Annotated in this window: 21 protein-coding genes; 1 reads left to right on the top strand and 20 read right to left on the bottom strand. The window is 70.6% G+C overall.

Annotated elements, in window-relative coordinates:
• Window positions 1–62: 62 nt before the first annotated feature.
• From ACYVC6_RS17775 to ACYVC6_RS17680, 20 genes are all read right to left on the bottom strand, one after another.
• On the bottom strand, window positions 63–491 hold the full coding sequence (locus tag ACYVC6_RS17775) for a type II 3-dehydroquinate dehydratase (protein WP_460715780.1): 429 nt from the start codon (window positions 489–491) through the stop codon (window positions 63–65).
• Complete coding sequence (aroB, locus tag ACYVC6_RS17770; RefSeq protein ID WP_460715779.1) at window positions 488–1,633, bottom strand: 3-dehydroquinate synthase; 1,146 nt, start codon at window positions 1,631–1,633, stop codon at window positions 488–490. Before aroB ends, ACYVC6_RS17775 begins: the two co-directional genes overlap by 4 nt.
• Window positions 1,630–2,100, bottom strand: a complete 471-nt coding sequence (locus ACYVC6_RS17765; RefSeq protein WP_460716508.1) for a shikimate kinase — start codon at window positions 2,098–2,100, stop codon at window positions 1,630–1,632. The genes aroB and ACYVC6_RS17765 overlap by 4 nt, the downstream gene beginning before the upstream one ends.
• 37 nt (window positions 2,101–2,137) lie before the next feature.
• The gene (gene aroC, locus ACYVC6_RS17760; RefSeq protein WP_460715778.1) at window positions 2,138–3,328 is read right to left on the bottom strand and encodes a chorismate synthase; all 1,191 of its coding nucleotides are present in this window, start codon (window positions 3,326–3,328) and stop codon (window positions 2,138–2,140) included.
• A gap of 13 nt (window positions 3,329–3,341) precedes the next feature.
• Entirely contained in the window at window positions 3,342–4,091 is a 750-nt protein-coding gene (locus ACYVC6_RS17755; protein WP_460715777.1) for a prepilin peptidase, read from the bottom strand.
• Window positions 4,088–4,924 (bottom strand): shikimate dehydrogenase, encoded by an 837-nt coding sequence (locus ACYVC6_RS17750; RefSeq protein WP_460715776.1) that lies wholly within the window; start codon window positions 4,922–4,924, stop codon window positions 4,088–4,090. Before ACYVC6_RS17750 ends, ACYVC6_RS17755 begins: the two co-directional genes overlap by 4 nt.
• 13 nt (window positions 4,925–4,937) lie before the next feature.
• Complete coding sequence (mltG, locus tag ACYVC6_RS17745; RefSeq protein ID WP_460715774.1) at window positions 4,938–6,119, bottom strand: endolytic transglycosylase MltG; 1,182 nt, start codon at window positions 6,117–6,119, stop codon at window positions 4,938–4,940.
• Window positions 6,116–6,595: a Holliday junction resolvase RuvX gene (gene ruvX, locus ACYVC6_RS17740; protein ID WP_460716507.1), complete on the bottom strand. Its 480-nt coding sequence runs from the start codon at window positions 6,593–6,595 to the stop codon at window positions 6,116–6,118. Before ruvX ends, mltG begins: the two co-directional genes overlap by 4 nt.
• Window positions 6,592–9,300: an alanine--tRNA ligase gene (alaS, locus tag ACYVC6_RS17735; protein WP_460715772.1), complete on the bottom strand. Its 2,709-nt coding sequence runs from the start codon at window positions 9,298–9,300 to the stop codon at window positions 6,592–6,594. The genes ruvX and alaS overlap by 4 nt, the downstream gene beginning before the upstream one ends.
• Window positions 9,301–9,311: 11 nt before the next feature.
• A complete protein-coding gene (locus ACYVC6_RS17730) occupies window positions 9,312–9,557 on the bottom strand; it encodes a DUF6167 family protein (RefSeq protein ID WP_460715770.1) in 246 nt (81 codons plus the stop codon).
• 10 nt (window positions 9,558–9,567) lie between these two features.
• Window positions 9,568–10,107 carry a hypothetical protein gene (locus ACYVC6_RS17725; protein WP_460715768.1) on the bottom strand — a complete coding sequence of 180 codons (540 nt, stop codon included), beginning with the start codon at window positions 10,105–10,107 and terminating at the stop codon, window positions 9,568–9,570.
• Between the two features lie 11 nt (window positions 10,108–10,118).
• Window positions 10,119–11,504: a replication-associated recombination protein A gene (locus ACYVC6_RS17720; protein ID WP_460715766.1), complete on the bottom strand. Its 1,386-nt coding sequence runs from the start codon at window positions 11,502–11,504 to the stop codon at window positions 10,119–10,121.
• 97 nt (window positions 11,505–11,601) lie between these two features.
• Window positions 11,602–12,900, bottom strand: a complete 1,299-nt coding sequence (locus ACYVC6_RS17715) for an ABC transporter ATP-binding protein (RefSeq protein WP_460715764.1) — start codon at window positions 12,898–12,900, stop codon at window positions 11,602–11,604.
• The gene (locus ACYVC6_RS17710) at window positions 12,897–14,018 is read right to left on the bottom strand and encodes an ABC transporter ATP-binding protein (RefSeq protein ID WP_460715763.1); all 1,122 of its coding nucleotides are present in this window, start codon (window positions 14,016–14,018) and stop codon (window positions 12,897–12,899) included. Before ACYVC6_RS17710 ends, ACYVC6_RS17715 begins: the two co-directional genes overlap by 4 nt.
• Window positions 14,019–14,023: 5 nt before the next feature.
• Window positions 14,024–15,025: an ABC transporter permease gene (locus tag ACYVC6_RS17705; RefSeq protein ID WP_460715762.1), complete on the bottom strand. Its 1,002-nt coding sequence runs from the start codon at window positions 15,023–15,025 to the stop codon at window positions 14,024–14,026.
• Window positions 15,026–15,181: 156 nt separating this feature from the next.
• On the bottom strand, window positions 15,182–16,936 hold the full coding sequence (locus ACYVC6_RS17700) for an ABC transporter substrate-binding protein (RefSeq protein WP_460715761.1): 1,755 nt from the start codon (window positions 16,934–16,936) through the stop codon (window positions 15,182–15,184).
• A gap of 71 nt (window positions 16,937–17,007) precedes the next feature.
• The gene (locus tag ACYVC6_RS17695) at window positions 17,008–18,036 is read right to left on the bottom strand and encodes an ABC transporter permease (protein ID WP_460715759.1); all 1,029 of its coding nucleotides are present in this window, start codon (window positions 18,034–18,036) and stop codon (window positions 17,008–17,010) included.
• A 206-nt stretch (window positions 18,037–18,242) separates the two neighbouring features.
• On the bottom strand, window positions 18,243–20,015 hold the full coding sequence (gene aspS, locus ACYVC6_RS17690) for an aspartate--tRNA ligase (protein ID WP_460715758.1): 1,773 nt from the start codon (window positions 20,013–20,015) through the stop codon (window positions 18,243–18,245).
• Complete coding sequence (gene hisS / locus ACYVC6_RS17685; protein ID WP_460715757.1) at window positions 20,012–21,352, bottom strand: histidine--tRNA ligase; 1,341 nt, start codon at window positions 21,350–21,352, stop codon at window positions 20,012–20,014. The genes aspS and hisS overlap by 4 nt, the downstream gene beginning before the upstream one ends.
• On the bottom strand, window positions 21,349–22,050 hold the full coding sequence (locus tag ACYVC6_RS17680; RefSeq protein WP_460715756.1) for an MBL fold metallo-hydrolase: 702 nt from the start codon (window positions 22,048–22,050) through the stop codon (window positions 21,349–21,351). The genes hisS and ACYVC6_RS17680 overlap by 4 nt, the downstream gene beginning before the upstream one ends.
• A gap of 140 nt (window positions 22,051–22,190) precedes the next feature.
• Here ACYVC6_RS17680 and ACYVC6_RS17675 point away from each other — a divergent pair, with 140 nt between their 5' ends.
• Complete coding sequence (locus ACYVC6_RS17675; protein WP_460715755.1) at window positions 22,191–23,429, top strand: DUF349 domain-containing protein; 1,239 nt, start codon at window positions 22,191–22,193, stop codon at window positions 23,427–23,429.
• Window positions 23,430–23,513: the final 84 nt, after the last annotated feature.

Genomic DNA, 23,513 nt, shown 5'->3' with positions numbered 1-23,513 from the left:
AGCATCCTTGACGCCGAGCGCCGGCCTGCTACGCGCGCGGGCACCACGCCCAGCACCAAAGGTCAGCCGGCCGCGATCCGCTCGAGCGCCGTCCGGTAGCCCTCGATCCCGTGCCCGGCCACCACCTCCACGGCGTACGCCGTGACGACCGAGTGGTGCCGAAACTCCTCGGGCCGCTGGTGCGGGTCGCTGATGTGCACCTCGACCAGCGGCGCGGTCAGCTGGGCACAGGCGTCGAGGATCGCGTACGAGTAGTGGGTCCAGGCGGCGGCGTTGAGCACGACGGGGGTCTCGTCGTCGGCGGCGCCGTTGAGCCAGTCGAGCATCTCGCCCTCGTGGTTGGTCTGGCGCACCTCGACGTCCAGCCCGAGCCCGCGGCCCCACTCCACGCACAGCGCAGCCAGGTCGGCGTACGTCGTGGTGCCGTAGATCTCCGGCTGGCGCTTGCCGAGCCGGCCCAGGTTGGGGCCGTTGAGGACGAGGACCTTCATGCCAGCTCCTCGTAGGCCGCCCGCAGCAGGTCCTCCGCCGGACCCTCGAGCACCGCCGGCTGCGCGAGGCCGTCGAGCACGAGGAAGCGGAGGGTGTTGCCGCGGGCCTTCTTGTCCACCCGCATCACGGCGAGCACCTCCTCGAACGTCGCGTCGTGCCACCGGGTCGGCAGGCCGAGCGACGCGAGCACGCTCGTGTGCCGGGCCGCGGTGTGGTCGTCGAGGCGTCCGGCCAGCCGGGCCAGGGCGGCCGCGAAGACCATCCCGATCGAGACCGCCTCGCCGTGCCGCACCGTGTAGCCGGTGACCTTCTCGATCGCGTGCGCCAGCGTGTGGCCGTAGTTGAGCACCTCGCGGCCCGGATGACCGCCGCTGCCCCCGGCCTCCTTGAGGTCACCCGCGACGACGTCGGCCTTGACCTGCACGGCCCGCTCGACGAGCTCGCCCAGGACCTCGGACGCGGGGTCGAGGACGACCGCCGGGTCCTTCTCGACGAGGTCCAGGATCACCGGGTCCGCGATGAAGCCGCACTTGACCACCTCGCCGAGGCCGCTGACCAGCTCCGCCGGGGGCAGCGTGGCCAGCAGGTCGAGGTCGCACAGCACACCGGCGGGTTCGTGGAACGAGCCGACGAGGTTCTTCCCCGCGCCCGTGTCGATGCCCGTCTTGCCGCCGACCGCGGCGTCGACCATGCCCAGCAGGGACGTCGGGACGTGGACGACGGGCACCCCGCGCAGCCAGGTGGCCGCGATGAAGCCACCGACGTCGGTGGTGGCCCCGCCGCCGAGGGTCACGACGGCGTCGGAGCGGGTGAAGCCGGCCGCGCCGAGCCGCTCCCACGCGTCGGCGACGACGGCCGCGGTCTTGGCCGCCTCGCCGTCGGGCAGCTCCAGGTCGAGGACCTCGTAGTCAGCGAGATGGTCGGACAGGTCCACGGTCAGACCGGGCGCGTGCACCAGGGCGACGCGTCGGACCGCGTCACCCAGCAGGGACGCCACCCGGTGGCGCGCTCCCCGGCCGATGACGACGTCGTACGGCGCCGGCCCGGCGACCCGGATGGTGTTCAGCTTTTCGGGATCCCCGCGGCGTTGTTCGGCGGAGGAGCGAAGCGGGGGAGACGAAGAACGTCGTGGGGTGTTCATGCGAGCGCCTCGAGGACCGCGGCGGCGACCTCGTCGGGCGAACGACCGTCGGTCTCCACGGTCACCGTGGCGACGGACTCATAGACCGGCGTCCGCTCGTCGAGCAGCGCCTTGATCCGGGACCGGACGTTGCCGAGCAGCAACGGGCGTGACGAGCCGAGCCCGACACGCTTCACGGCCTCGGCGAGCCCGACCTTGAGGAACACCACCTGGTGGCCGGCGAGCAGCGCGCGGGTCTCGGGGTCGAGCACCGCTCCCCCGCCCAGCGACAGGACGCCGTCGTGGGTGGCGAGCGCCTCGGCGACCGCCTTGCGCTCGAGGTCGCGGAAGTGGGCCTCCCCCGAGTCCACGAAGATGTCGGAGATCGACCGGCCCTCGAGTGCCTCGATGTCGGCGTCGGTGTCGCGGGCCGACACGCCCCACGCGTCGGCAAGCCGGGCGCCGACGGTGGACTTGCCGGCCCCCATCGGCCCGACCAGCACGACTCGAACGCTCACCGGGAGCTCACTTGAACCTCAGGGTGTCCAGGTAGGACTCGGCGTTGCGGCGGGTCTCCTGGACCGAGTCGCCCCCGAACTTCTCCAGGACGGCGTCCGCGAGCACCAGGGCCACCATCGCCTCGGCCACGATGCCGGCGGCGGGGACGGCGCAGACGTCGGAGCGCTGGTGGTGGGCGACGGCCTCCTCGCCGGTGGCGACGTCGACGGTCCGCAGGGCGCGAGGCACCGTGGCGATGGGCTTCATGGCGGCGCGGACCCGGAGCACCTCGCCGGTGGTCATGCCGCCCTCGGTGCCGCCCGAGCGCCCGCTGACCCGGCGGATGCCGTCGGGGGTGGGGACCATCTCGTCATGGGCCAGCGAACCCGGGGTGGCGGCCAGCGCGAAGCCGTCGCCGACCTCGACGCCCTTGATCGCCTGGATGCCCATCAGCGCACCGGCCAGCCGGGAGTCCAGCCGGCGGTCCCAGTGCACGTGCGAGCCGAGCCCGGGCGGCAGCCCGTGGACGACCACCTCGACGACGCCGCCGAGCGTGTCGCCGTCCTCGTGGGCCAGGTCGATCCGCTCGACCATCTGCTTGCTGGTATCCCCGTCCAGGCAGCGCACCGGGTCGTCATCGAGCCGCGACACGTCGCCGGGCTCGGGCCACAGTCCGTCGGGCGCGCGGACGCCGCCCAGCTCGATGACGTGCGAGACGATCCGGGCGCCGACCGCCTGCTCGAGGAAGTTGGACGCGACCCGGCCCAGCGCGACCCGAGCGGCCGTCTCGCGCGCCGAGGCCCGCTCCAGCACCGGACGCGCCTCGTCGAAGGCGTACTTCTGCATGCCCGCGAGGTCGGCGTGGCCCGGCCGGGGCCGGGTCAGGGCGGCGTTCCGGGCCGAGCCCTCCAGCTCCGCGCGGGCGTCGTCGTCCAGGGGGTCGGCCGACATGACCTTCTGCCACTTGGGCCACTCGGTGTTGCCGACCTCGATCGCCACCGGCCCGCCCTGGGTCTGCCCGTGCCGGACCCCGCCCACGATGGTGACCTCGTCCTGCTCGAACTTCATCCGGGCGCCGCGGCCATAGCCGAGCCGGCGCCGGGCCAGCGCGTCACGGATGTCGTCGGAGGTCACCGAGACGTGCGCAGGCAGCCCCTCGAGGATCGCCACCAGGGAGGGGCCGTGGGACTCACCCGCGGTCAGCCAGCGCAACGTCATGAAGGGGATTGTTTCAGGAGTAGAGGGCGTCGATGAGCGGCTGTCCGGCCAGGACGCCGATCAGAGCCCCCAGGAGCATGAACGGTCCGAACGGGTAGCCCTTGCGGTCGACCACCTTGAGCAGCGACAGCACGCCGCCGATGACGGCTCCGAGCAGGAAGCCGCCGTAGAGGCCGACCAGCCACTCGCTCCAGCCCAGGTAGCCCAGAACCAGCCCCAGCAGGGCGGACAGCCGGACGTCACCGAACCCCATCCCGCGCGGGTAGATGAACCACAGCACGAAGAACACGACGAACGCCGCCGCGCAGCCGACCAGGGTGCGCACGACCGCGCCCGTCCCGCCGTCGAACCCCTCCAGCGCCCAGGCCGCCGTGATCGTGACCAGGGACCCCGCCAGGGCGGGCAGGATGATCTTGCGGGGCAGCAGCCTGGTGCGCCAGTCGATGACGGCCAGCGCCACCGACACCGGGACCAGCGGCAGGACCACCAGGAGCGCCCACGACCAGCCCAGGAACAGGCCGAGCAGGGCCGCCGCGGCGCCGCCGGCGACCGCGGCCTTCACCGCCAGGCCGGGCAGCCCGGCGATGTCGGCGTACAGCTCCTTGGGCTCTGGCTCGGACTCTGCCTCCGGCTCGGGTTCTGGGTCCGGCTCGGGTTCTGGGTCCGGCTCGGGCACCCGGCCGATCAGCCAGGGCACCAGCGGCCCGGACGCCAGGCCGAGCGCGGCCGTCACTGCGGCGCTGACCGGATGGAGGTCGGTCACCGGGCCTGCCTCGAACCGAGCGCGTCCTCGGCGGCCCGGCGCATCGCACCGACCGGGATGTCGAACCGGCCCGTCATGGCCACGACCTGGTTGACCGCCTGCGCGACCAACAGGTCGAGTCCACTGAGGACCGTGCGGCCCGACTGCTGCGCCGACGCGGCGAGCGGGGTGGGCCAGGGCTCGTAGACGACCTCGAAGACCAGCGGGATCCCCGAGACCGCCGCCACCAGCTCGGGCACCTGAGCGGAGGCGGGGACCGTGGACACCAGGACGTCTGCGTCGAGCACGCCCGAGGTCACCTCGTCGATGGCGTGCACCTCGACCTCCGGTGCCCGTGGGTGGCCGAGCACCACCCGGACGGTCTCGTCGGCGCGGGCCGGGTCACGGACCACCAGGATGGCGCGCCGGGTCCCGCGCTCGGCCAGCGCGAGGAGCAGCGAGGCCGCCGTGGCTCCTCCGCCGATCACTACGGCCCGGTCGACCGGGAGGTCGTCGTGCTCGCCGAGCACCATCAGCGCCCCGGTCACGTCGGTGTTGAGCCCGTGGCGTCGGCCGTCGGGGTCAAGCACGATCGTGTTGCACGCGGCGGACAACCGCACCCAGTCGTCTTTGGTGTCGAGCAGGGGCAGAGCCTCACGCTTGAGCGGCATGGTCAGCGAGAGCCCGCGCCACGTCGCCGGGTCCAGCCCCTGCACGAAGTCGGCGAGGCCGCCGCCGGGCACCCGCACGGCGTCGTACTGCCATCCCTGCAACCCGAGCGACTCGTACGCCGCCCGGTGGATCACCGGCGACAGCGAGTGGCCGATCGGGTCGCCGAGGACGGCGCACCTCATCGTCCGCCCCTGGTCAGCACCGGTCGGACTGGGTCGCGCAGTATTCGTCCAGCTCCGCCTTGTATTCCAGGAACTCGGCCTCGGTGCTGGCGAACTTCGTCTCACCCGTCGCCAGGTTGACCGTGACGTAGAAGAGCCAGTCGCCGTCCGCCGGGTTGAGAGCGGCCTCCATGGCGGCCTGGCCGGGCGCCTCGATCGGCCCCGGTGGCAGGCCCGGCTGGTAGTAGGTGTTGTAGGGGTTGTCCGCGACGGAGTCGATCTCCTCCTGCGTCAGACGAGCGATCCCGGCCTTGCCCAGGGCGTAGTTGACCGTCGCGTCGATCTGCAGCAGGCCGTTGGTGACGCCGTTGTCCGGGTTGTCCAAGCGGTTGTAGATGACCCGGGCGATCTTGGGCGTGTAGTCGCCGCGGCCCTCCGCCTCGAGGAGGGCGGCGATCGTCATCATCTCGTGGGGCGTGTAGCCGAGCGCCTTCGCCTTCGCCTCGAGATCGACGTCGGCGGCCGCCTGCTGCCAGCGCACGACCATCGCTCTCAGCATGTCCACCGGCTGCGCCTCGGGGCCGAACTCGTAGGTCGCCGGGAAGAGATAGCCCTCCGGGTTGCCCTCGGCGTACGCCGGGAGGCCCAGGGCGGCGGTGTCGGCGAGTGCGGCCTCGAAGTCCTGCTTGGAGAACTCGGTCTCCTTGGCCAGGATCTTCACGATGTCGACCACCCGCAGACCCTCGGGGATCGGGACCGCGGCGTTGACCGCGTTGGCCGGGTCGACGAGCAGCGCGACGGCGTCCTCGGCCTTCATCTGCAGCCGCATCGTGTAGGAGCCGACCTGGATCTTGGTCGAGTCGGGGTTGGCCGAAGCCGCCTCCGTGAAGGCGTCGACGGACTTGACCACGTCGAGCTCCTTGAGGTTGCGGCCCATCTCGGTGACGCTGTCACCCTTCTTGACCTCGAAGACCACCTCGCCGGTGCCCGGCCCCGGGTAGTCGGGCGTGCCCTCGAACTGGTCCTTGACGAAGTCGACGCCCTTGGTGACGCCGAAGTAGAGGCCCCCGAAGAGCAGCGCCAGGACGACCAGCCCGATCAGGCAGCCCGGTCCACGGCGGCGGGACCTCTCCGCGCGCCGTCCCCCGGCGGGGGTGGCGGCGCCGTCGAGAAAGCCGGGTGGCTCGGTCGGAGGGCCCGTCTGGTAGTCGGTCATGGCGTCCTCTCGACGATCTCTCCGGGGGCGGTGCCCGTCTCACGCTCGGCGTCCAGCACGTGTTGCAGGATCAGCACGGCCGCCACCTGGTCAACGACCGCGCGCCTGGCGGCGCCCTTCCGGCCCCGGTCGCGCAGCATAGCCTCCGCGCCTACAGTGGTGAGCCGCTCGTCGGCGAGCCGCACGGGCACCGGGTCGACGGCCCGGGCCAGCTCGCCGGCCCACTCACGCACCTTGGCGGCCGCCGGCCCCTCGCCGCCCGACAGTGATCGGGGCAGTCCGACGACCACCTCGAGGACTCCCTCGGGCCCGGTCTCCTCGATGATCTCGGCCAGGATCTCGCGGATCCGCGTCAGGTCGCCGCGCCCACGCTTCACCGTCTCGACCGGGGTCGCGAGGAACCCGGTCGGGTCGCTGCGAGCCACGCCGATCCGAGCGTCGCCGGGGTCGAGGCCGAGCCGTACGCCGTGCCTCAGGAGTGTGCCTTTCCTACCTCGGCGCGGACCAGTGTCAAGGCCTCGTCGATCCGCGACGCGTCGGTGCCGCCGCCCTGGGCGACGTCGTCCTTGCCGCCGCCCTTGCCGCCGACCAGCGGACCGACGGCCCGGACCAGCTCGTTGGCGCTCAGGCCCCGGGCCCGCGCGTCGTCGTTGACGGCCGCCACGACCGCCACCTTGCCGTCGGACTCACCGATGACCACGACAACGCCGGGCTGGCCGGCCGGCAGCCGCCCGCGCACGTCGAGCGCCAGGGTGCGGACGTCAGCGCCTCCGGCCCCCGGGGCGGACGTGGCCACCAGGGCGACCCCGTCGACCTGCTCGGCAGCGGCCGCGAGCTCGCCCGCGCGCGCCAGCAGTCCGGCGACGCGGACCTTCTCGAGCTCCTTCTCGGCCGCGCGCAGCTTCTCCAGGATGTCGTTGACCCGCGAGGGGAGCTCCTCCGGCCGGGCCTTCAGCGCCTCGGACAGCTGGGCCACGAGCACGTGCTCGCGGGCCAGGAACTGGTAGGCGTCGGTCCCGACCAGCGCCTCCACGCGGCGTACGCCGGACCCGATCGACGACTCGCCCAGCAGCTTGATCACGCCCAGCTTGCCGGAGCTGCCCGCGTGCGTCCCGCCGCACAGCTCGCGGGCCCAGTCACCGACCGAGACGACGCGCACCCGGTCGCCGTACTTCTCGCCGAAGAGCGCCATCGCGCCGGACTTCACCGCCTCGGCCTGGGTCATCACCTCGGCGTGGACCAGCAGGTCGTCGAGGATCACGTCGTTGACCCGGGCCTCGACGTCGGCGAGCACCGACTCGGGGACCGCGCCGGACGCAGAGAAGTCGAAGCGGAACCGGCCGGGGGCGTTCTCCGAGCCCGCCTGGGTGGCGGTCTCCCCCAGCGCCTCGCGAAACGCCTTGTGCACCATGTGGGTGGCCGTGTGGGCGCGCGAGATCGACATCCGGCGCTGCAGGTCGACCAGGGAGTGGGCCTGCAGACCGGGGGTCACCTCGCCGTCGAGGACCGTCGCCTGGTGGACGATCAGTCCCGTGATCGGCGACTGGACGTCGTTGACCCGCAGCCGGGCCCCGTTGGCGAGCTCGATGACGCCCTCGTCCGCGAGCTGGCCGCCGCCCTCGGCGTAGAACGGGGTCCGGTCGAGGACCACCTCGACCTCGTCGCCCGCGCGGACGCTGTCGACCACCCCATCGGCGGTCACCAGACCGCGGACCGTGCCGTCCGAGACCACCTCGCCGTAGCCGGTGAACTCCACGGGTGCCCCCATGGAGTCGGCGACGGCCCGGTAGGCGGTGGCGTCGCGATGGGCGCCCTTCTTGGCGCGGGCGTCGGCCTTCGCCCGGTCGCGCTGCTCCTGCATGAGCCGCCGGAACCCGACCTCGTCGACCGAGAGTCCCTGTTCGGAGGCCATCTCCAGCGTGAGGTCGATCGGGAACCCGTAGGTGTCGTGCAGCGCGAACGCCCGCTCGCCGGACAGCTCCGTGCCGCCCGCCTTCTTCAGCTGGGCAGTCGCGGTGTCGAAGATCGTGGTCCCAGCCCGCAGCGTGTGGCGGAACGCCTCCTCCTCGGCGTACGCCACAGTGGCGATCCGCTCCCAGTCTCGATGCAGCTCGGCGTAGGTCTCACCCATCCGGTCCCGGCTGACCGGGAGCAGCTCGGGCAGCGCTGGGTCCTCGTAGCCCAGGAGCCGCACCGAGCGCACCGCCCGGCGCAGCAGCCGCCGCAGGACGTAGCCACGGCCCTCGTTGCCGGGCGTGACCCCGTCACCGATGAGCATCAGCGAGCTGCGGACGTGGTCGGCGACCACCCGGAAGCGCACGTCGTCCCCGTGGTCAGCGCCATAGCGGCGACCGGTGAGCTCCTCGGCGCGCTGGATGACCGGCAACATCACGTCGATCTCGTACATGTTGGCGACGCCCTGGCTCAGGAACGCGACCCGCTCGAGGCCCATGCCGGTGTCGATGTTCTTGTTGGGCAGAGAGCCGGCGATGTCGAAGTCCTCCTTGGACCGCACCGCGCTGAGCTCGTCCTGCATGAAGACCAGGTTCCAGATCTCGAGGAGCCGATCCTCCAGCTTGGTGGGCATGTCCGGCCCCAGCAACGACGGCTCGAAGTCGGGCCCGTGCTCGCTGCCCCGGTCGTAGAGGATCTCCGAGCACGGACCTCCGGGTCCGGGGACGCCCATGGACCAGTAGTTCTCCTTGCGACCCAGCTTGAGGATCCGCTCGTCGGGCAGCCCCGTGACCTTCTTCCAGAGACCGAGCGCCTCGTCGTCGCCGACGAGGATCGAGGGGTAGAGCCGGCTCTCCTCGAAACCGAAGCCGCCGTCGGCCACCGGCTTGGTGACCAGGTCCCAGGCCAGCTCGATGGCGCCTTCCTTGAAGTAGTCGCCGAAGGAGAAGTTGCCGCACATCTCGAAGAACGTGCCGTGCCGGGTCGTCTTGCCGACGTCCTCGATGTCGGGGGTCCGTACGCACTTCTGCACGCTGACCGCGCGCGGGTAGGGCGGCGTCTCCTGACCGAGGAAGTAGGGCTTGAACGGCACCATGCCGGCGTTGACGAACAGCAGGTTGGGGTCGTCGAGGAGCAGCGGCGCCGACGGCACCGAGGTGTGTGCGCCGTAGGCGCCACCGTGCTCGAAGTGCGCGACGAAGCGTCGGCGGATCTCCGCGGTGCTCATTCCCCGATCCATCAGTTGCCTTCCTCGAGCTCTTTGGGCCCTCCATGGGGCAGCAACGCGAAGCGCTCGCGCAACTCGGTTTCCTTCTCGACCTTGCCGGTGGCGACCTCCTCGCGGAACAGCTGCCAGCCCACCTGCGCGCCCTTGAGCCGGTCGGTCATCCCGTCGACGGTCAGCACCTCGGCGGCACGACGGCCGCGGATCACCGCGTAGATCCCGACCCCGGCCCCGGCGACGAACCAGAGGCCGCCCCTCACGATGTCTCAGTCATGCCGCGCTGCCTGCCGGCTCGTCGACCATCGCCGCCCGCCGGCGGGCCTCCCACTCGCGACGGGCCTCGCGCAGGTCGGCGCGCCGCTGCTTGCGCGACCGCTTGACCTCGCGCCGCATCTCGAACCTGATCCGGTTGCGGGTCTCCGGGCTCAGTGCCCGGCGCAGTCCGTGGAGGAGCGAGGCGGTCTGCACCACCGTCTCGCGGAGCACGATGTCGGCGAACAGGGTCGGTGCCACGGTCGGCACACCCTCGATCTCCGGCTCGACCTCCGGCTCGGGCTCGCCCAGGTGGGTGATGACGTACTCGGTCTGCGCCGGGCTGGGTTCGGGGCTGGGCTCGAGGCTCGGGGGCGGGGCGTCGAGACCCACGGAATGGCTGTCCTGGGACTCCGGAGGCGACCAATCCGTGTGGCTCGACGCCGCCAGCCGCGTCTCGAGCTGCCCCACCCGGCGCCACAGCCCGATGGCCAAGGCACCCACTCCGACCACCAGCAGCGTGAGCACGCCGGTCAGGGCCAGGAGGAGCGCGGTCATGGGCACCGAGCCTAGTCGGTTGACCCCGAGCTCTCCGAGGGCGTCTGCTCGGTGCCACGCACGATCCGCCGCACCCGCTCCCAGCGCTCCCTGACCGCGGCCTCGGCGCCGAGGGAGGTGGGCTGGTAGTACTCCGCGTCGGCGACGACGTCCGGGGCGTACTGCTGGGTCGCCAGGCCGAAGGGCTCGTCGTGGCTGTAGACGTAGGACGAGCCGTGGCCGAGCTTCTGGGAGCCCGCGTAGTGGGCGTCGCGCAGGTGGGGCGGCACCTGCCCGATCCGGCCCGCCTTGACATCGGCGACGGCCGCGCCGATGGCCGTGGTCACCGCATTGGACTTCGGGGCGACCGCCAGGGCGATGGTCGCCTGCGCGAGGTTGAGGCGGGCCTCGGGCATGCCGATCAGCTGGACTGCCTGGGCTGCGGCCACCGCGGTCGGCAGGGCCGTCGGGTCGGCCAGACCGACGTCCTCCGAGGCGAGGATCACCAGCCGCCGGGCGATGAAGCGCGGGTCCTCGCCCGCCTCGAACATCCTGGCCAGGTAGTGCAGGGCCGCGTCGACATCGGAGCCGCGGACCGACTTGATGAACGCGCTGATCACGTCGTAGTGCTGGTCGCCCTGCCGGTCGTATCGGACCGCGGCCTGGTCGACGGCGGTCTCCGCCGTCTCCAGGTCGATCACCGTCGAGTCCCGGGCCGACGCCGCGCCTGCGGCCGCCTCGAGATAGGTGAGCGACCGACGTGCGTCTCCCCCGGCGAGCCGCACCAGGTGGTCGAGCGCCTCGGGCGCGACCTCGAAGCGACCAGCCAGCCCACGCTCGTCGGAGAGCGCGCGGTCGAGGACCGCTCGGATGTCGTCGTCGGTCAGCGACTCCAACCGGACCAGCAGGCTGCGTGAGAGGAGCGGTGAGATCACCGAGAAGAACGGGTTCTCGGTCGTGGCCGCCACCAGGTTGACCCAGCGGTTCTCCACACCCGGGAGCAGCGCGTCCTGCTGGGCCTTGCTGAAACGGTGCACCTCGTCGACGAAGAGCACGGTCTCCTGGCCGGTGGCCGCGAGCGTCGAGCGGGCGGCATCGATGGCCGCGCGCACCTCCTTGACCCCCGCCGACACCGCGGACACCTCGACGAACCTGCGGTCGGTCCCGAGGCTCAGGATCGAGGCGATGGTGGTCTTCCCGGTGCCGGGTGGCCCCCACAGGAGCAGCGACATCGACTGGTCGCCGTCGATCAGCTGTCGCAGGGGTGCCCCGGGTGCCCTCAGCTGCTCCTGCCCCGCCAGCTCGTCGAGCGTGCGCGGTCTCATGCGTACGGCGAGCGGCGCGGACTCACCGACGGCACCCGACAGCGTGCCGCCGCCGGGCGCGGGCGCGCCCAGCTCGAACAGGCCGTCGGTCACCCGGCCAACCTATGCGTACGCGGTGACAGGGTCAGGCCCTGCGAGCGGAGCGAGCGTCCGTCGTGGGTGCCGGGCCGAAGCTCGCGGGGGTAGACAACTAGGCACGGACCGCGTCGAGGCGGATCCAGTCGTCGTCGTATCCGGGGTGGGTCGTGACCACGTCGGACGGGTGCGCGGACGGGTCCGCGTTGCCCTGGTCGTCGACTCCCAGGAACTGCGCCGTCACTGGCCGGGACGGAGCCTTGGCGAGCTCGCCCGCGAAGTGACAGGCGACCTTGTGCCTCTTGCCGATCTGCAGCAGCGGCGGCTCGACCTTGGCACAGATCTCCTGCGCCAGGTGGCAGCGGGTGCGGAAACGGCAGCCGGACGGGGGGTTGACCGGGCTGGGTACGTCGCCCTCGAGCCGGATCCGCTCGCGACGACCGCCGATCACGGCCTGCTTGACGTCGGGGACGGCGGACAGCAGGGCCTGCGTGTAGGGGTGGTGGGGCGAGCCGTAGATCGTCTCGCGGTCGCCGATCTCGACGATCTTGCCGAGATACATCACCGCCACCTCGGGGCAGAAGTGACGCACCACGGCAAGGTCGTGGGCGATGAACAGGAACGCGATGTCGAACTCCCGCTGCAGGTCCTGCAGGAGGTTGACCACCTGGGCCTGGATCGAGACGTCCAGCGCGGACACCGGCTCGTCGGCCACGAGCAGCTTCGGCTGGAGGGCCAAGGCCCGGGCGATGCCGATGCGCTGGCGCTGGCCGCCCGAGAACTCGCTCGGGTAGCGGTTGTAGTGCTCCGGGTTGAGCCCGACCACCTCGAGCAGCTGCTGGACCCGGCTCAGGACCTGCTTCTTGGGCACGACGTTGTGCACGATCAGCGGCGCCCCGACGATCGACCCGACGGTGTGCCGCGGGTTGAGCGAGCTGTAGGGGTCCTGGAAGATCATCTGGACGTCCTGCCGCAGGGGCTTCATCTCGCGGTTGGACAGCTTCACCAGGTCGTGCTCGCCGTGTTCGCCGAAGCGGATCGAGCCGCCGGTCGGCTTGTAGAGCCGGGTGATCATCCGGCCCGTCGTCGACTTGCCGCAGCCGGACTCGCCGACCAGGCCGAGGGCACCACCGGCGGGAACCTGGAACGAGATCCCGTCAACCGCCTGCACCTGGCCGACCGTGCGGCGGATGAGGCCGCCGGACTTGACCGGGAAGTACATCCGCAGGTTCTCGACCTCGAGGATTGGGGGCCGGCTCACGTCGAGCTCGGTGGCCGCGTGCGGCGCGATGACGTTGGCCTGGATCTGCTCGATGAGGTCGCCGGTGATCTGCGGGATCCTCCCCGAGTCGTCCGTGGCGTCGGGAGCCTTGCTGGCCGCGGGCTCACCCGTGGGGGACGTGGGGTCGCTCATCGGTGCGCCTCACCCTCGGTCGTCGGTTCGGACATCTGTGCCACGAGGTCCGGGGCGATCTCGGGCAGCACCTCCTGCTGGTAGATCTGGTCGGCGTTGGCCAGGTGGCACCGCTTGAGGTGGTGCCCGGCACGTCCCGGCAGGAACTCCGGCAGCTCAGTGCGGCACAGGTCGCCTGGCACCTTGTCCTTGTGCAGACAGCGGGGGTGGAAGGGGCACCCGGTCGGCGGGTTGAGCAGGCTGGGCGGGGTGCCCGGGATCGGGATCAGCCGCGCGTCGGTGCTGGCGGTCACGTCCGGGACGCTGGAGAGCAGGCCCCAGGTGTAGGGCATCTCCGGGTGGCTCAGGATCTCCCGGCACGCGCCGTACTCGACTGCTCGCCCGGCGTACATGACCAGGACGTCGTCGGCCATCTCGGCGATGACGCCCAGGTCATGGGTGATGATGATGATCGCCGAGTTGAACTCACGCTGGAGATCCTGGAGCAGGTCGAGGATCTGCGCCTGCACCGTCACGTCGAGGGCGGTGGTCGGCTCGTCGGCGATGAGCAAGGACGGCGAGTTGATGAGTCCCATCGCGATCATCACGCGCTGTCGCATGCCACCCGAGAACTGGTGCGGGAAGTCGTCCACACGGGCGTCCGCCTGCGGGATCCCCACCCGGTCGAGCGCCTCCACAGCCTTGCGACGGGCGTCGCGCTTGGACGCGCTGGGGTGGTGCAGCGTGTAGGCCTCGATCAGTTGGTCGCCGACCCGGAAGAAGGGATGAAGGGACGCCAAGGCGTCCTGGAAGATCATCGCGACCTCGTTGCCGCGCATGTTGCCGAGCCGCTTCTCGGACAGCCCGATGATCTCGGTGCCGCCCACCCGGATCGACCCCTGGACCCGCGAGCGCTTCACGTCGTGGAGTCCCAGGACGGCCATGCTCGACACGGACTTGCCGGAGCCGGACTCGCCCACGATCCCCAGCGTCTTGCCGAGCTCGAGTGTGTAGCTCAGGTCGGTGACGGCGTGGACCAGGCCGCCCTCTGTGGGGAACTTGACGGTGAGGTTCTCGACGACGAGGTAGGGCTCGCCAGCCTCGATCCCCGCGGCCCCAGTGGGTCGCGGTTGGGTCATCGCGCTCACGCCAGCCTCACCCGCGGGTCGAGGAAGCTGTAGACGATGTCGACGATCAGGTTGGACACGACGATGAACGAGGCCGCGACCAGGACCGTGGCGGTGACGACCGGGATGTCCGGCACGCCCTGGATCGCGCCGAGCGCCCAGCGGCCCATGCCCTCGATGTCGAAGATGTATTCGGTGAAGATGGTTCCCCCCAGCAGGAAGGCGAAGTCGAGGCCGAAGATCGTGACCACCGGGATGATCGCGGCCCGGAGCGCGTGCCGGAAGACCACGACCCGCTCCTTCTGGCCCTTGGCCACAGCGGTGCGGATGTAGTCCTCGCCCAGGGTCTCGACCATCTGGCCCCGGGTGTAGCGCGCGTAGGCCGTGACGCCGTAGAGCCCCAGCACCAACCAGGGCAAGGACAGTGCTCCGGCCCACGCGACGGGGTTGTCCAGGAGCGGGTGGTACTCGGTGTCCGGGAACCAGTTGTTCTGCTGGGTCAGGAAGATCCAGGCCAGCAGTGCGACGAGGTAGTAGGGGATCGCCGAGACCACCAACGTGGTGGTGACCAGGGCACGGTCGATGAAGGAGCCCCGATATCGGGCCGCGAAGACGCCGGTAACCACACCGACGCTCAGATAGATCAGTGAGCCCCCGATCGCCAGCGACAGGGTGGCGGGGTAGCGCTGGGCCAGCTCGGAGGCGACCTCGCGGTTGTTGCGGTAGGAGATGCCGAGGCAGGGCGCGCCGCACTCGTAGCTCTCGGTTGCCGAGTATTCGACGGTCCGGCCCACGAACAGGCCCTTGGCCCACTCCCCGTAGGCGACTGTCACGGGCTTGTCGAGCCCCATAGAGCGCTCGAGGCGTTCGAGCTTCTCCGGTGTGCACCGCTGCTGCTTCTCGCACAGCGGCTTGGCCGGGTTCTTCGGACCCAGGTAGAAGATCGCGAACACCGTCATCGACGTCACGATCAGGACCAGCAGGGCCGCTAGCAGCCTCCGCACGATGTATCCGAACACGAGTCTTGCCTCTCTCCGCAACCTTCAGTTCACCACGGGTGAGCGCCCCCGCGGAAGTGGTACCGGCCGGGCGGAGCCGCAGCTCGCGACCCCGTCCCGGCCGGTTCCGTTCATCTGGCGGTCGGTGCCCCGGGGTCCCGGGGCACCGACCTCACCTCACTGGGTCAGCCAGATGTCCTTGAAGGTGGGCATGCCGATCGTCGGGTCGTTGAGGTGACCGTTGACGTTCGAGCCGTGCGCCTGGATGACGCCGTCGTAGGTGAGCGGGATCAGCGGGAGGTAGGTCTCGCTGATGTACTTGTCCAGCTCGCCCCAGGCATCGGCCTGGTCCTCGATCGGCAGCGACAGCACGTCGTCGATCCGGTCGTCGACGTCGGTCTCCGAGAACAGGGCGTAGTTCTGGCTGATCTGGCCCAGCGTTTCCACGTCCTCGGTCTTGTGAAGCACCGGGAACCACGAGCCACCCGACGGCCAGTCGGCGCACCAGCCGGCGCTACGGATGTTGAGGTCGTTGTTCGGGTTCTCACGATCGGTGGTGAGGTTCTCGAGCGTGGTGGGCACCGGCGTCGCCTTGAAGCCGGCCTCCTCCAGACCCTTGGCGATCGCGTCCTTCGCGTTGACCGCGTCCGGGTCGTCGGTCGGGAACAGGAACTTCAGCTCGTAGCCGACCGCGCCGGCCTGCTCGAGCAGCGCCTTTGCCGCGGCCGGGTCAGGCGTGCCGGGCGTCATGCCCTCGACCACCGTGTAGTCGACGCGACCCGGGGTGCCGGGCGGCAGGAGGGAGGTGGCCGGGTAGCGGTTGACACCCTCGATGAGCCCGCCGGCCTTGATCGCCGACCGGGTCGGGTAGGCCAGGGCGATCGCCCGGCGGACGTTGATGTCGGTGATCGTCCGGTAGTCCGGCGCCCAGTAACGGGTGCACGGCGTGGGACCGGCCACCAAGCGGTCAGGAGCCTTCTCCTGGAACTTGCGGTAGTCGGTGCCGAGCACGTCGTCGAACGTCAGGCTGTTGGCAGCGTCACCCTGGTCGTTGAGCAGCAGCGTGTCGATCTTCTCGTTGGGAACGGTGAAGTCGAAGTCGTAGCCGTCGGGGTACTGCGTGCGGCCCGGGTCGGTCGCCGGGTCCCACTGGTCGTTGCGAACCAGGACCAGCTTCTCCTTGGGCGTGTAGTCGGCCATCTTGTAGGGACCGGTCGCCAGCGGCGCCGTCGCGTACTTGGCCGGGTCAGCGGCCTTGTCGGCCGGGATCGGGCCGTTGGCCGGGAAGGCGCCCCAGTAAGGCATGTCCGGGAACGGCTTGGACATCGTGATGGTCAGGGTGTTGCCGTCCACGGCGATCGAGTCGAGCGTGGCGCCCTTGCCGGTGTAGGGACCCTTGTAGTCCGCGCCGCCCTCGAAGTACTCGGTGGAGTAGAAGCCGGGGGACTCGGGGAACGTCTCGAGGTCCATCGACGACTCCATGCCGTACTTCACGTCCTCGGCGGTGACCGGGGTGCCGTCCTCGTACTTCACGCCGTCGCGGATGGTGAACGTCCACTCGGTGTAGTCCTCGTTGGGCGTGCCGGTGTCCGTGGCCAGGTCGGGCACGAGCACGGGAACGCCGTCCTCGATGACGTACTGGGTCAGCGACCGGTAGAGCAGGCCACTGCCGATGCCGTAGGTGTGGGTGTAGTAGATCTCGCTCGGGTGCATGGTCTCGAGCGGCGTCAGCGAGATGACCTTGACCGTGCCGCCCTCCTGGGCGCCCTCGATCTCGCGCGGACCTTGACGGTCCGGGTCCTGCGCGTCGCCGGTGTCGCCGCCCGCTTGGGTCGCGGACGGGCTGGAATCCGGGGAGTCGTCGCTTTCTGGGTCGTCGCCGTCCCCGCCGCAGGCGCTCAGTGCGAGCGCTCCAGCGGCGGACAAAGCCACGAGGGCTCGAGTTGTCCTTCGCATATTGCTTGCCACCCTTTCCGTGGTGTTTCCCGAACGGTGAACCTTCGTCACCGGCGAGTCTTGGGGTCGAACGCGTCGCGGACCGAGTCGCCCAGCAGGTTGAGGGCGAGCACCAGGACGGCGATCACGGCGACAGGTGCGAACAGGTAGAGCGGGTACTGGTCGTAGTAGTTGCGCGCGCTCTCGACGATCTGGCCGAGCGACGGCTCGCCGGTCAGCCCGATGCCGAGGAACGACAGGCCAGCCTCGAGTGCGACGAACGCCGGCAGCGAGAGGGAGATGGAGATGACGATCGGCGCCACCAGGTTTGGCAGCAGCTCGCGGAACAGGATCCGCGACGTCGGCGCGCCGATCACCTGAGCGGCCTGGATGAACTCGCGCTCCCGTAGCGAGAGCACCTGGCCGCGGATCAGGCGGGCCAGACCCATCCAGCCGAAGATCACCAGGATCCCGATCAGGGCCAGCTTCTGGGCGTAGGCGAGCGTGTCGGCGTTCTGCCCGAACCGCTCGACCAGGATCGGCGCCACGGTGAGCGCACCGAGCAGGAACGGGAACACCAGGAAGACGTCGGTGACGAACGAGATGATCCGGTCGAGCCAGCCGCGCGAGAAGCCCGCCATCAGCCCGATGACGACGCCGAGCACGGTGCTGACGACCGTGGCGACCGTGGCGATGAGCAGTGAGGTGCGCAGGCCGAGCAGCAGGCGCGCCAGGTTGTCGTCTGCGGTGGCCGGCGCGATGCCCAGCGGGTGGTCCCAGGTGAAGTCACCGAGCGGTGGGCCGACGATCGGGAGCCCGTCGAAGTCCGTCGCCGTGACGTTGTCGAGGGAGTATTTCTCACCCTGTGTGCCCGAGATCTGCAGCGCCTCGTTGATGAGGGGCGCGAAGATCCCGAGGACCACAAGGATCAGCACCACGATGGCGCAGATGACCGCGACGGGGTCGCGGAACAGCCGGCCCATCGCGATCTGCATCGGCGAACGGCCGTGGAAGTCCTTGTCGTTCTTGTCGCGGGGTCGAGGAGCCTCCTCCTCCAGCGGCGGCGGCGCCACTGATTCCGTTGCCGGAATACCCATGTCCACCTCGAGATGAGCCGTGTGTGTGCGTCGGACTGTGTGCGTCGGACCAGGAGCGTCAGACGATGTGTGGCTGGTGCGTGGCCATCCAGGCATCGCCCGGACAACCGTGGGCGACTGTATGTGAAACAGACAGCACCGGGGGTCTCCCCGGGGTAACAATCTGGTCTCGACACCTTGCCCCGAACAGGAAGCCTTGCCGCTGCTCAGACGTCCGGCGAGACATCCTCCGCAGGAGCGGCGTCCACGCCAGCCTCCTTGCGCTGGGCCGGCGTGATCGGTGCCGGGGCGTCCGTCAGCGGGTCGACCCCGCCGCCAGACTTGGGGAACGCGATGACCTCGCGGATCGAGTCGGTGCCGGCCAGCAGTGCCGTCACCCGGTCCCAGCCGAACGCGATACCGCCGTGGGGTGGGGCGCCGAAGCGGAACGCGTCGAGCAGGAACCCGAACTTCTCCTGGGCCTCCTCCTCCCCCAGTCCCATCACGGCGAACACTCGCTTCTGGACCTCCGAGGAGTGGATACGGATGGACCCGCCACCGATCTCGTTGCCGTTGCACACGATGTCGTAGGCCCAGGCCACCGCGCTGCCCGGTTCGCTGTCGAAGGAGGCCAGGTCCTGGGGAGAGGTGAATGCGTGGTGCACGGCGGTCCACGCACCAGCTCCGACCGCGACGTCGCCCGCGGCGGTCGCCTCGTCGGCGGGCTCGAAGAGCGGCGCGTCGACGACCCAGACGAAGCTCCACGCGGACTCGTCGATCAGGCCGCAACGCCGGCCGATCTCGAGGCGGGCGGCGCCCAGCAGGGCGCGGCTGCTCTTGACCGGCCCCGCGCCGAAGAAGACGCAGTCGCCCGGCTGGGCACCGACGTGGGCCGCCAGGCCGGCGCGCTCCTCGTCGGAGAGGTTCTTGGCCACCGGACCGCCGAGCTCGCCGTCCTCCTGCACGAGAACGTAGGCGAGACCCCGGGCGCCGCGCTGCTTGGCCCACTCCTGCCAGGCGTCGAGCTGCTTGCGCGGCTGGCTCGCGCCGCCCGGCATCACCACCGCGCCGACGTACGGCGCCTGGAAGACCCGGAACGGGGTGTCCCTGAAGTAGTCGGTGCAGTCGACGAGCTCCCGGCCCATCCGCAGGTCCGGCTTGTCGGTCCCGTAGCGGGCCATGGCGTCGGCATAGGTGATCCGCGGGATCGGCGTCTGGACCTGGTGGCCGACCAGGGACCACAGCGCAACCAGGATCTCCTCGGAGACCGCGATGACGTCGTCCTGGTCGACGAAGCTCATCTCGATGTCGAGCTGGGTGAACTCCGGCTGTCGGTCCGCGCGGAAGTCCTCGTCGCGGTAGCAGCGCGCGATCTGGAAGTAGCGCTCCATGCCGGCCACCATGAGCAGCTGCTTGAACAGCTGCGGGCTCTGCGGCAAGGCGTACCAGCTGCCGGGCCGGAGTCGGGCCGGCACCAGGAAGTCGCGGGCCCCCTCGGGAGTGGACCTGGTCAGGGTCGGCGTCTCGATCTCGATGAAGTCGTGCCGGTCGAGGACGTCGCGGGCAGCCTTGTTGACCTTGCTGCGCAACACCATCGCGGCCCGCGGGCCCTCCCGGCGCAGGTCGAGGTAGCGATGCTTGAGCCGCGCCTCCTCGCCGACCTCGACGCGGTCGTCGATCGGGAAGGGCAGCGGGTCGGCTGAGCTCAGCACCTCGACCGAGGCCGCCACGACCTCGACGTCGCCGGTGGCGAGGTTGGGGTTCTTGTTCTTGTCGTCGCGCGCCGCCACGTCGCCCGTGACCTTGAGGCAGAATTCGTCTCGCAGCCGGTGCGCCACCTCGTCCTCACGGATGACCACCTGCACGACGCCGCTGGCCTCGCGAAGGTCGATGAACGTCACCCCGCCGTGGTCGCGGCGACTGGCGACCCAGCCGGCGAGGGTCACGGTCTGGCCGACGTGTTCGGCGCGCAGGGCGCCGGCGTCGTGGGTGCGGATCACGGTTCAACCTTTCGTACGACGTGCGGTCGCACGTCGGCTGCGGGGGGTGTCCAGGTGGCGGCGTCCGCCGCCACCTGCTCGCCGGTGCGGATGTCCTTGACCTCGTGTCCCTGCGGCGACGCGAACCACACGAACGGGATGCCCCTGCGCTCGGCGGTGCGGATCTGCTTGCCGAACCTCTGGGGCGAGGCGGCCACCTCGCACGGGATGCCGCGCGCCCGCAGCTCGGTGGCCACGGCGTCGCTGACCGGCCGGGACTCCTCGTCGGTCAGGGCGACCAGAACAGCGCTCGGCACCGACCGGCTGCCGGCCAGGACACCGTCGGCGAGGAGCGGGACGAGCGTGCGCGAGACGCCAAAGGACACGCCGACGCCGGGGTAGACGTTCTTGCCGTCGTCGGCCAGCGCGTCGTACCGGCCGCCACCGCCGACAGACTTGAGGTGCTCGTAGCCGCTCATGAAGATCTCGACGACGGTGCCGGTGTAGTAGTCCAGGCCGCGGGCGATGCGCAGGTTGGCCTCGACGGAGACCCTGTCGGTGGCGACGGCGGCGCACCCCTCGATCACGGCGGCGAGCTCGGTGAGCCCGGTCTCCAGCAGGTCGTCCTCGACGCCCAGCGCGCGCACTTGCGCGACGAACGAGCCGTCGGGGACCCGGATCGAGGCGAGCCGAAGGCAGCGCTCAGCCTGCTCGGGGGTGGCTCCGGCCTGATCGACCAGCTGCTGGGCGACCACCTCGGCAGGCAGCTTGTCGAGCTTGTCGATCACCCGGATGGCGCCCGTCACGTCCGCGATCCCGAGTCCGCGGTAGAAACCCTGGATCAGCTTGCGGTTGTTGAACTGGAAGGACACTGGGGGAAGCGGTAGCGCGGCCAGCGCATGGACCATCACCCGCATCACCTCGACGTCGTGGTGGAAGGCGAGCTCGCCCTGCCCCACGATGTCGACGTCGGCCTGGGTGAACTGCCGGTAGCGGCCGATCTGCGGCCGCTCGCCCCGCCAGGCCGGCTGGATCTGGTAGCGCCGGAAGGGGAACTCGAGCTTGCCGGAGTTCTCCAGTACATAGCGCGCGAACGGCACGGTGAGGTCGAAGTGCAGGCCCAGCCCGGAGTCCGACCCGTCGTCGTCGGACAGGGCGCGGCGCAGGACGTAGATCTCCTTGTCGATCTCACCGCCCTTGGCGAGCCGCTCCATCGGCTCGACCACGCGGGTCTCGATCCCGGCGAAGCCGTGCAGCTCGAAGACGCGGCGCAGGGTGTCGATCGTCTCCTGCTCGACGACGCGTTCTGCGGGCAGCAGCTCAGGGAACCCGCTCAGCGGGGTGGGCTTCGCGCTCATCCGACCGGCAGGTCCTGGAGGAACGGGTTGGTCGCCCGCTCCTTGCCGATCGAGGTCTGCTCGCCGTGCCCAGGGAGGACGACGACGTCGTCGGCGAGCGGGAGCACCTTGGTGGCCAGGCTGCGCAGCATCGTCGCGTGGTCCCCGCCGGGCAGGTCGGTGCGGCCGATCGACCCGGCGAACAGCAGGTCGCCCGAGAACATCACCTCGGACACGTCCCCCGTCGCGGATGTCGAGCCTGTCGAGACGTAGGGCGTCCGGAAGGTGACCGAGCCCTCGGTGTGGCCCGGGGTGTGGTCGACCACGAACCGGAGGCCGGCCAGCTCGAGCTGCTGCAGGTCACCCAGCTCCTGCACGTCGTCTGGCTCGGCCCACGAGTAGTCACCGCCGAGGAGCATGCGCGCCGTCTCCGGCGACATGCCCGCCATCGGGTCGGCGAGCAGGTGCCGGTCGGCGGGGTGGATCCAGGCGGTGGCGTCGTACGTCCCGGCCACCGGGGCGACACACCACATGTGGTCGACGTGGCCGTGGGTGACCAGCACCGAGACTGGCTTGAGCTTGTGCTGCCGGACCACCTCGGCCACGCCGTCGGTCGCCTCCATGCCCGGGTCGACGATCACGCACTCCGCGCCGGGGGCCGTCGCCACGACGTAGCAGTTGGTGCCCCACGGTCCTGCGGGGAAGCCGGCGATGAGCACCGGCTCAGGCTATCCAGGGTGAGGTCACTAAGTCGCATCGGTATTGCCTCCGCATCCGCACCCGCGAAGGACACCTCTTAGAGTGGGGCCTTGTGTCTGCGAAGTCCCCGGACGAAGTGACAACCAGCGGTGAGGGTGCAGTGACCACGGACAAGTCAGGCCACGAGTGGGGCCGCGTCGACGCCGACGGGACGGTCTACGTCCGCACGGCTGACGGCGAGCGCATCGTCGGCCAGTACCCCATCGGTTCCGCCGAGGAGGCGATGTCGTTCTTCACCAAGCGCTTCGAGGCGCTCGCGGTGGAGGTCGAGCTGTTGGAGCAGCGGGTCCGCTCGGGGGTGATGACCCCCGAGGAGGCCTCCGAGTCGGTCAAGACCGTGTCCGCCCAGGTGGCGGAGGCCAATGCGGTCGGCGACCTCGCCTCGCTCGTCGGTCGGCTGGACTCGCTCCGCCCGGTGATCGCCTCCCAGCGCGAGGCGCGCAAGGCGGAGAAGGCCCAGCGGATCGTGGAGTCCAAGGCGGCCAAGGAGAAGATCGTCGCCGAGGCCGAGACCCTGGCCACCGGTAGCGACTGGCGCGCCGGGGCCAACCGGCTGCGGACCCTGCTGGACGAATGGAAGGCACTCCCCCGGATCGACCGCGCCTCCGACGACGAGCTGTGGAAGCGGTTCTCCTCGGCCCGGACGACCTACACCCGCCGCCGCAAGACGCACTTCGCCGAGCAGAACGAGAAGCGCGAGGGCGCCCGGGTGGTCAAGGAGCGCCTGGTCAAGGAGGCCGAGGCCCTCGCCGACTCCACCGACTGGGGTCCGACCGCCGGCAAGTATCGCGACCTGATGAGCCAGTGGAAGGCCGCCGGTGCCGCTCCGAAGGACGTCGACGACGAGCTCTGGAAGCGGTTCCGCGCTGCCCAGGACACGTTCTTCGGTGCCCGGGACGCGGCAAACGCCGCCCTGGACGCCGAGTTCGCCGCCAACGCCGAGGTCAAGGAGAAGATCCTGGCCGAGGCCGAGGCGCTGGTCCCGGTCACCGACCTCGATGCCGCCAAGAAGGCCCTGCGTGACCTCGCCGACAGGTGGGAGGCCGCCGGCAAGGTGCCCCGCGACCGGATGAAGGAGCTGGAGGGCCGCATGCGCGCGGTCGAGCAGGCCGTCCGGTCGGTCGAGGACGAGCGCTGGCGTGCCTCCGACCCGGAGAAGTCCGCTCGCGCGGACGACATGGTGTCCAAGCTCGAGACCGCCATCGCCAAAGCCGAGGCCGACCTCGAGGTGGCCAAGGCAGCCGGCAACGAGAAGAAGATCGCCGAGCTGGAGGCCGACCTCGCCTCACGCCGGTCGTTCCTCGACATGGCCAAGCAGGTCAGCGCCGACTACAGCTAGCCCGCGCGTGGCGAGCGCAGCGAGACACTCGCGGGCGGCGGTGGTCGAGGAGGCGCGTCAGCGCCGTCACGAGACCAGACGAGA

It is taken from the genome of Nocardioides dilutus (genome assembly GCF_054779555.1).
This window is presented reverse-complemented; position numbering and strand designations above follow the sequence as displayed.

What these genes read in the sequence shown, in the direction of transcription:
- aroC (WP_460715778.1), bottom strand. Translation starts at nt 3,328, where the DNA reads ATGACGTTGCGCTGGCTGACCGCGGGTGAGTCCCACGGCCCCTCCCTG.
- ACYVC6_RS17765 (WP_460716508.1), bottom strand. Translation starts at nt 2,100, where the DNA reads ATGGGGGCCGGCAAGTCCACCGTCGGCGCCCGGCTTGCCGACGCGTGG.
- alaS (WP_460715772.1), bottom strand. Translation starts at nt 9,300, where the DNA reads ATGAGCACCGCGGAGATCCGCCGACGCTTCGTCGCGCACTTCGAGCAC.
- ACYVC6_RS17710 (WP_460715763.1), bottom strand. Translation starts at nt 14,018, where the DNA reads ATGACCCAACCGCGACCCACTGGGGCCGCGGGGATCGAGGCTGGCGAG.
- aroB (WP_460715779.1), bottom strand. Translation starts at nt 1,633, where the DNA reads ATGAACACCCCACGACGTTCTTCGTCTCCCCCGCTTCGCTCCTCCGCC.
- ACYVC6_RS17775 (WP_460715780.1), bottom strand. Translation starts at nt 491, where the DNA reads ATGAAGGTCCTCGTCCTCAACGGCCCCAACCTGGGCCGGCTCGGCAAG.
- ACYVC6_RS17725 (WP_460715768.1), bottom strand. Translation starts at nt 10,107, where the DNA reads ATGACCGCGCTCCTCCTGGCCCTGACCGGCGTGCTCACGCTGCTGGTG.
- mltG (WP_460715774.1), bottom strand. Translation starts at nt 6,119, where the DNA reads ATGACCGACTACCAGACGGGCCCTCCGACCGAGCCACCCGGCTTTCTC.
- ACYVC6_RS17750 (WP_460715776.1), bottom strand. Translation starts at nt 4,924, where the DNA reads ATGAGGTGCGCCGTCCTCGGCGACCCGATCGGCCACTCGCTGTCGCCG.
- ACYVC6_RS17715 (WP_460715764.1), bottom strand. Translation starts at nt 12,900, where the DNA reads ATGAGCGACCCCACGTCCCCCACGGGTGAGCCCGCGGCCAGCAAGGCT.
- hisS (WP_460715757.1), bottom strand. Translation starts at nt 21,352, where the DNA reads ATGAGCGCGAAGCCCACCCCGCTGAGCGGGTTCCCTGAGCTGCTGCCC.
- ACYVC6_RS17695 (WP_460715759.1), bottom strand. Translation starts at nt 18,036, where the DNA reads ATGGGTATTCCGGCAACGGAATCAGTGGCGCCGCCGCCGCTGGAGGAG.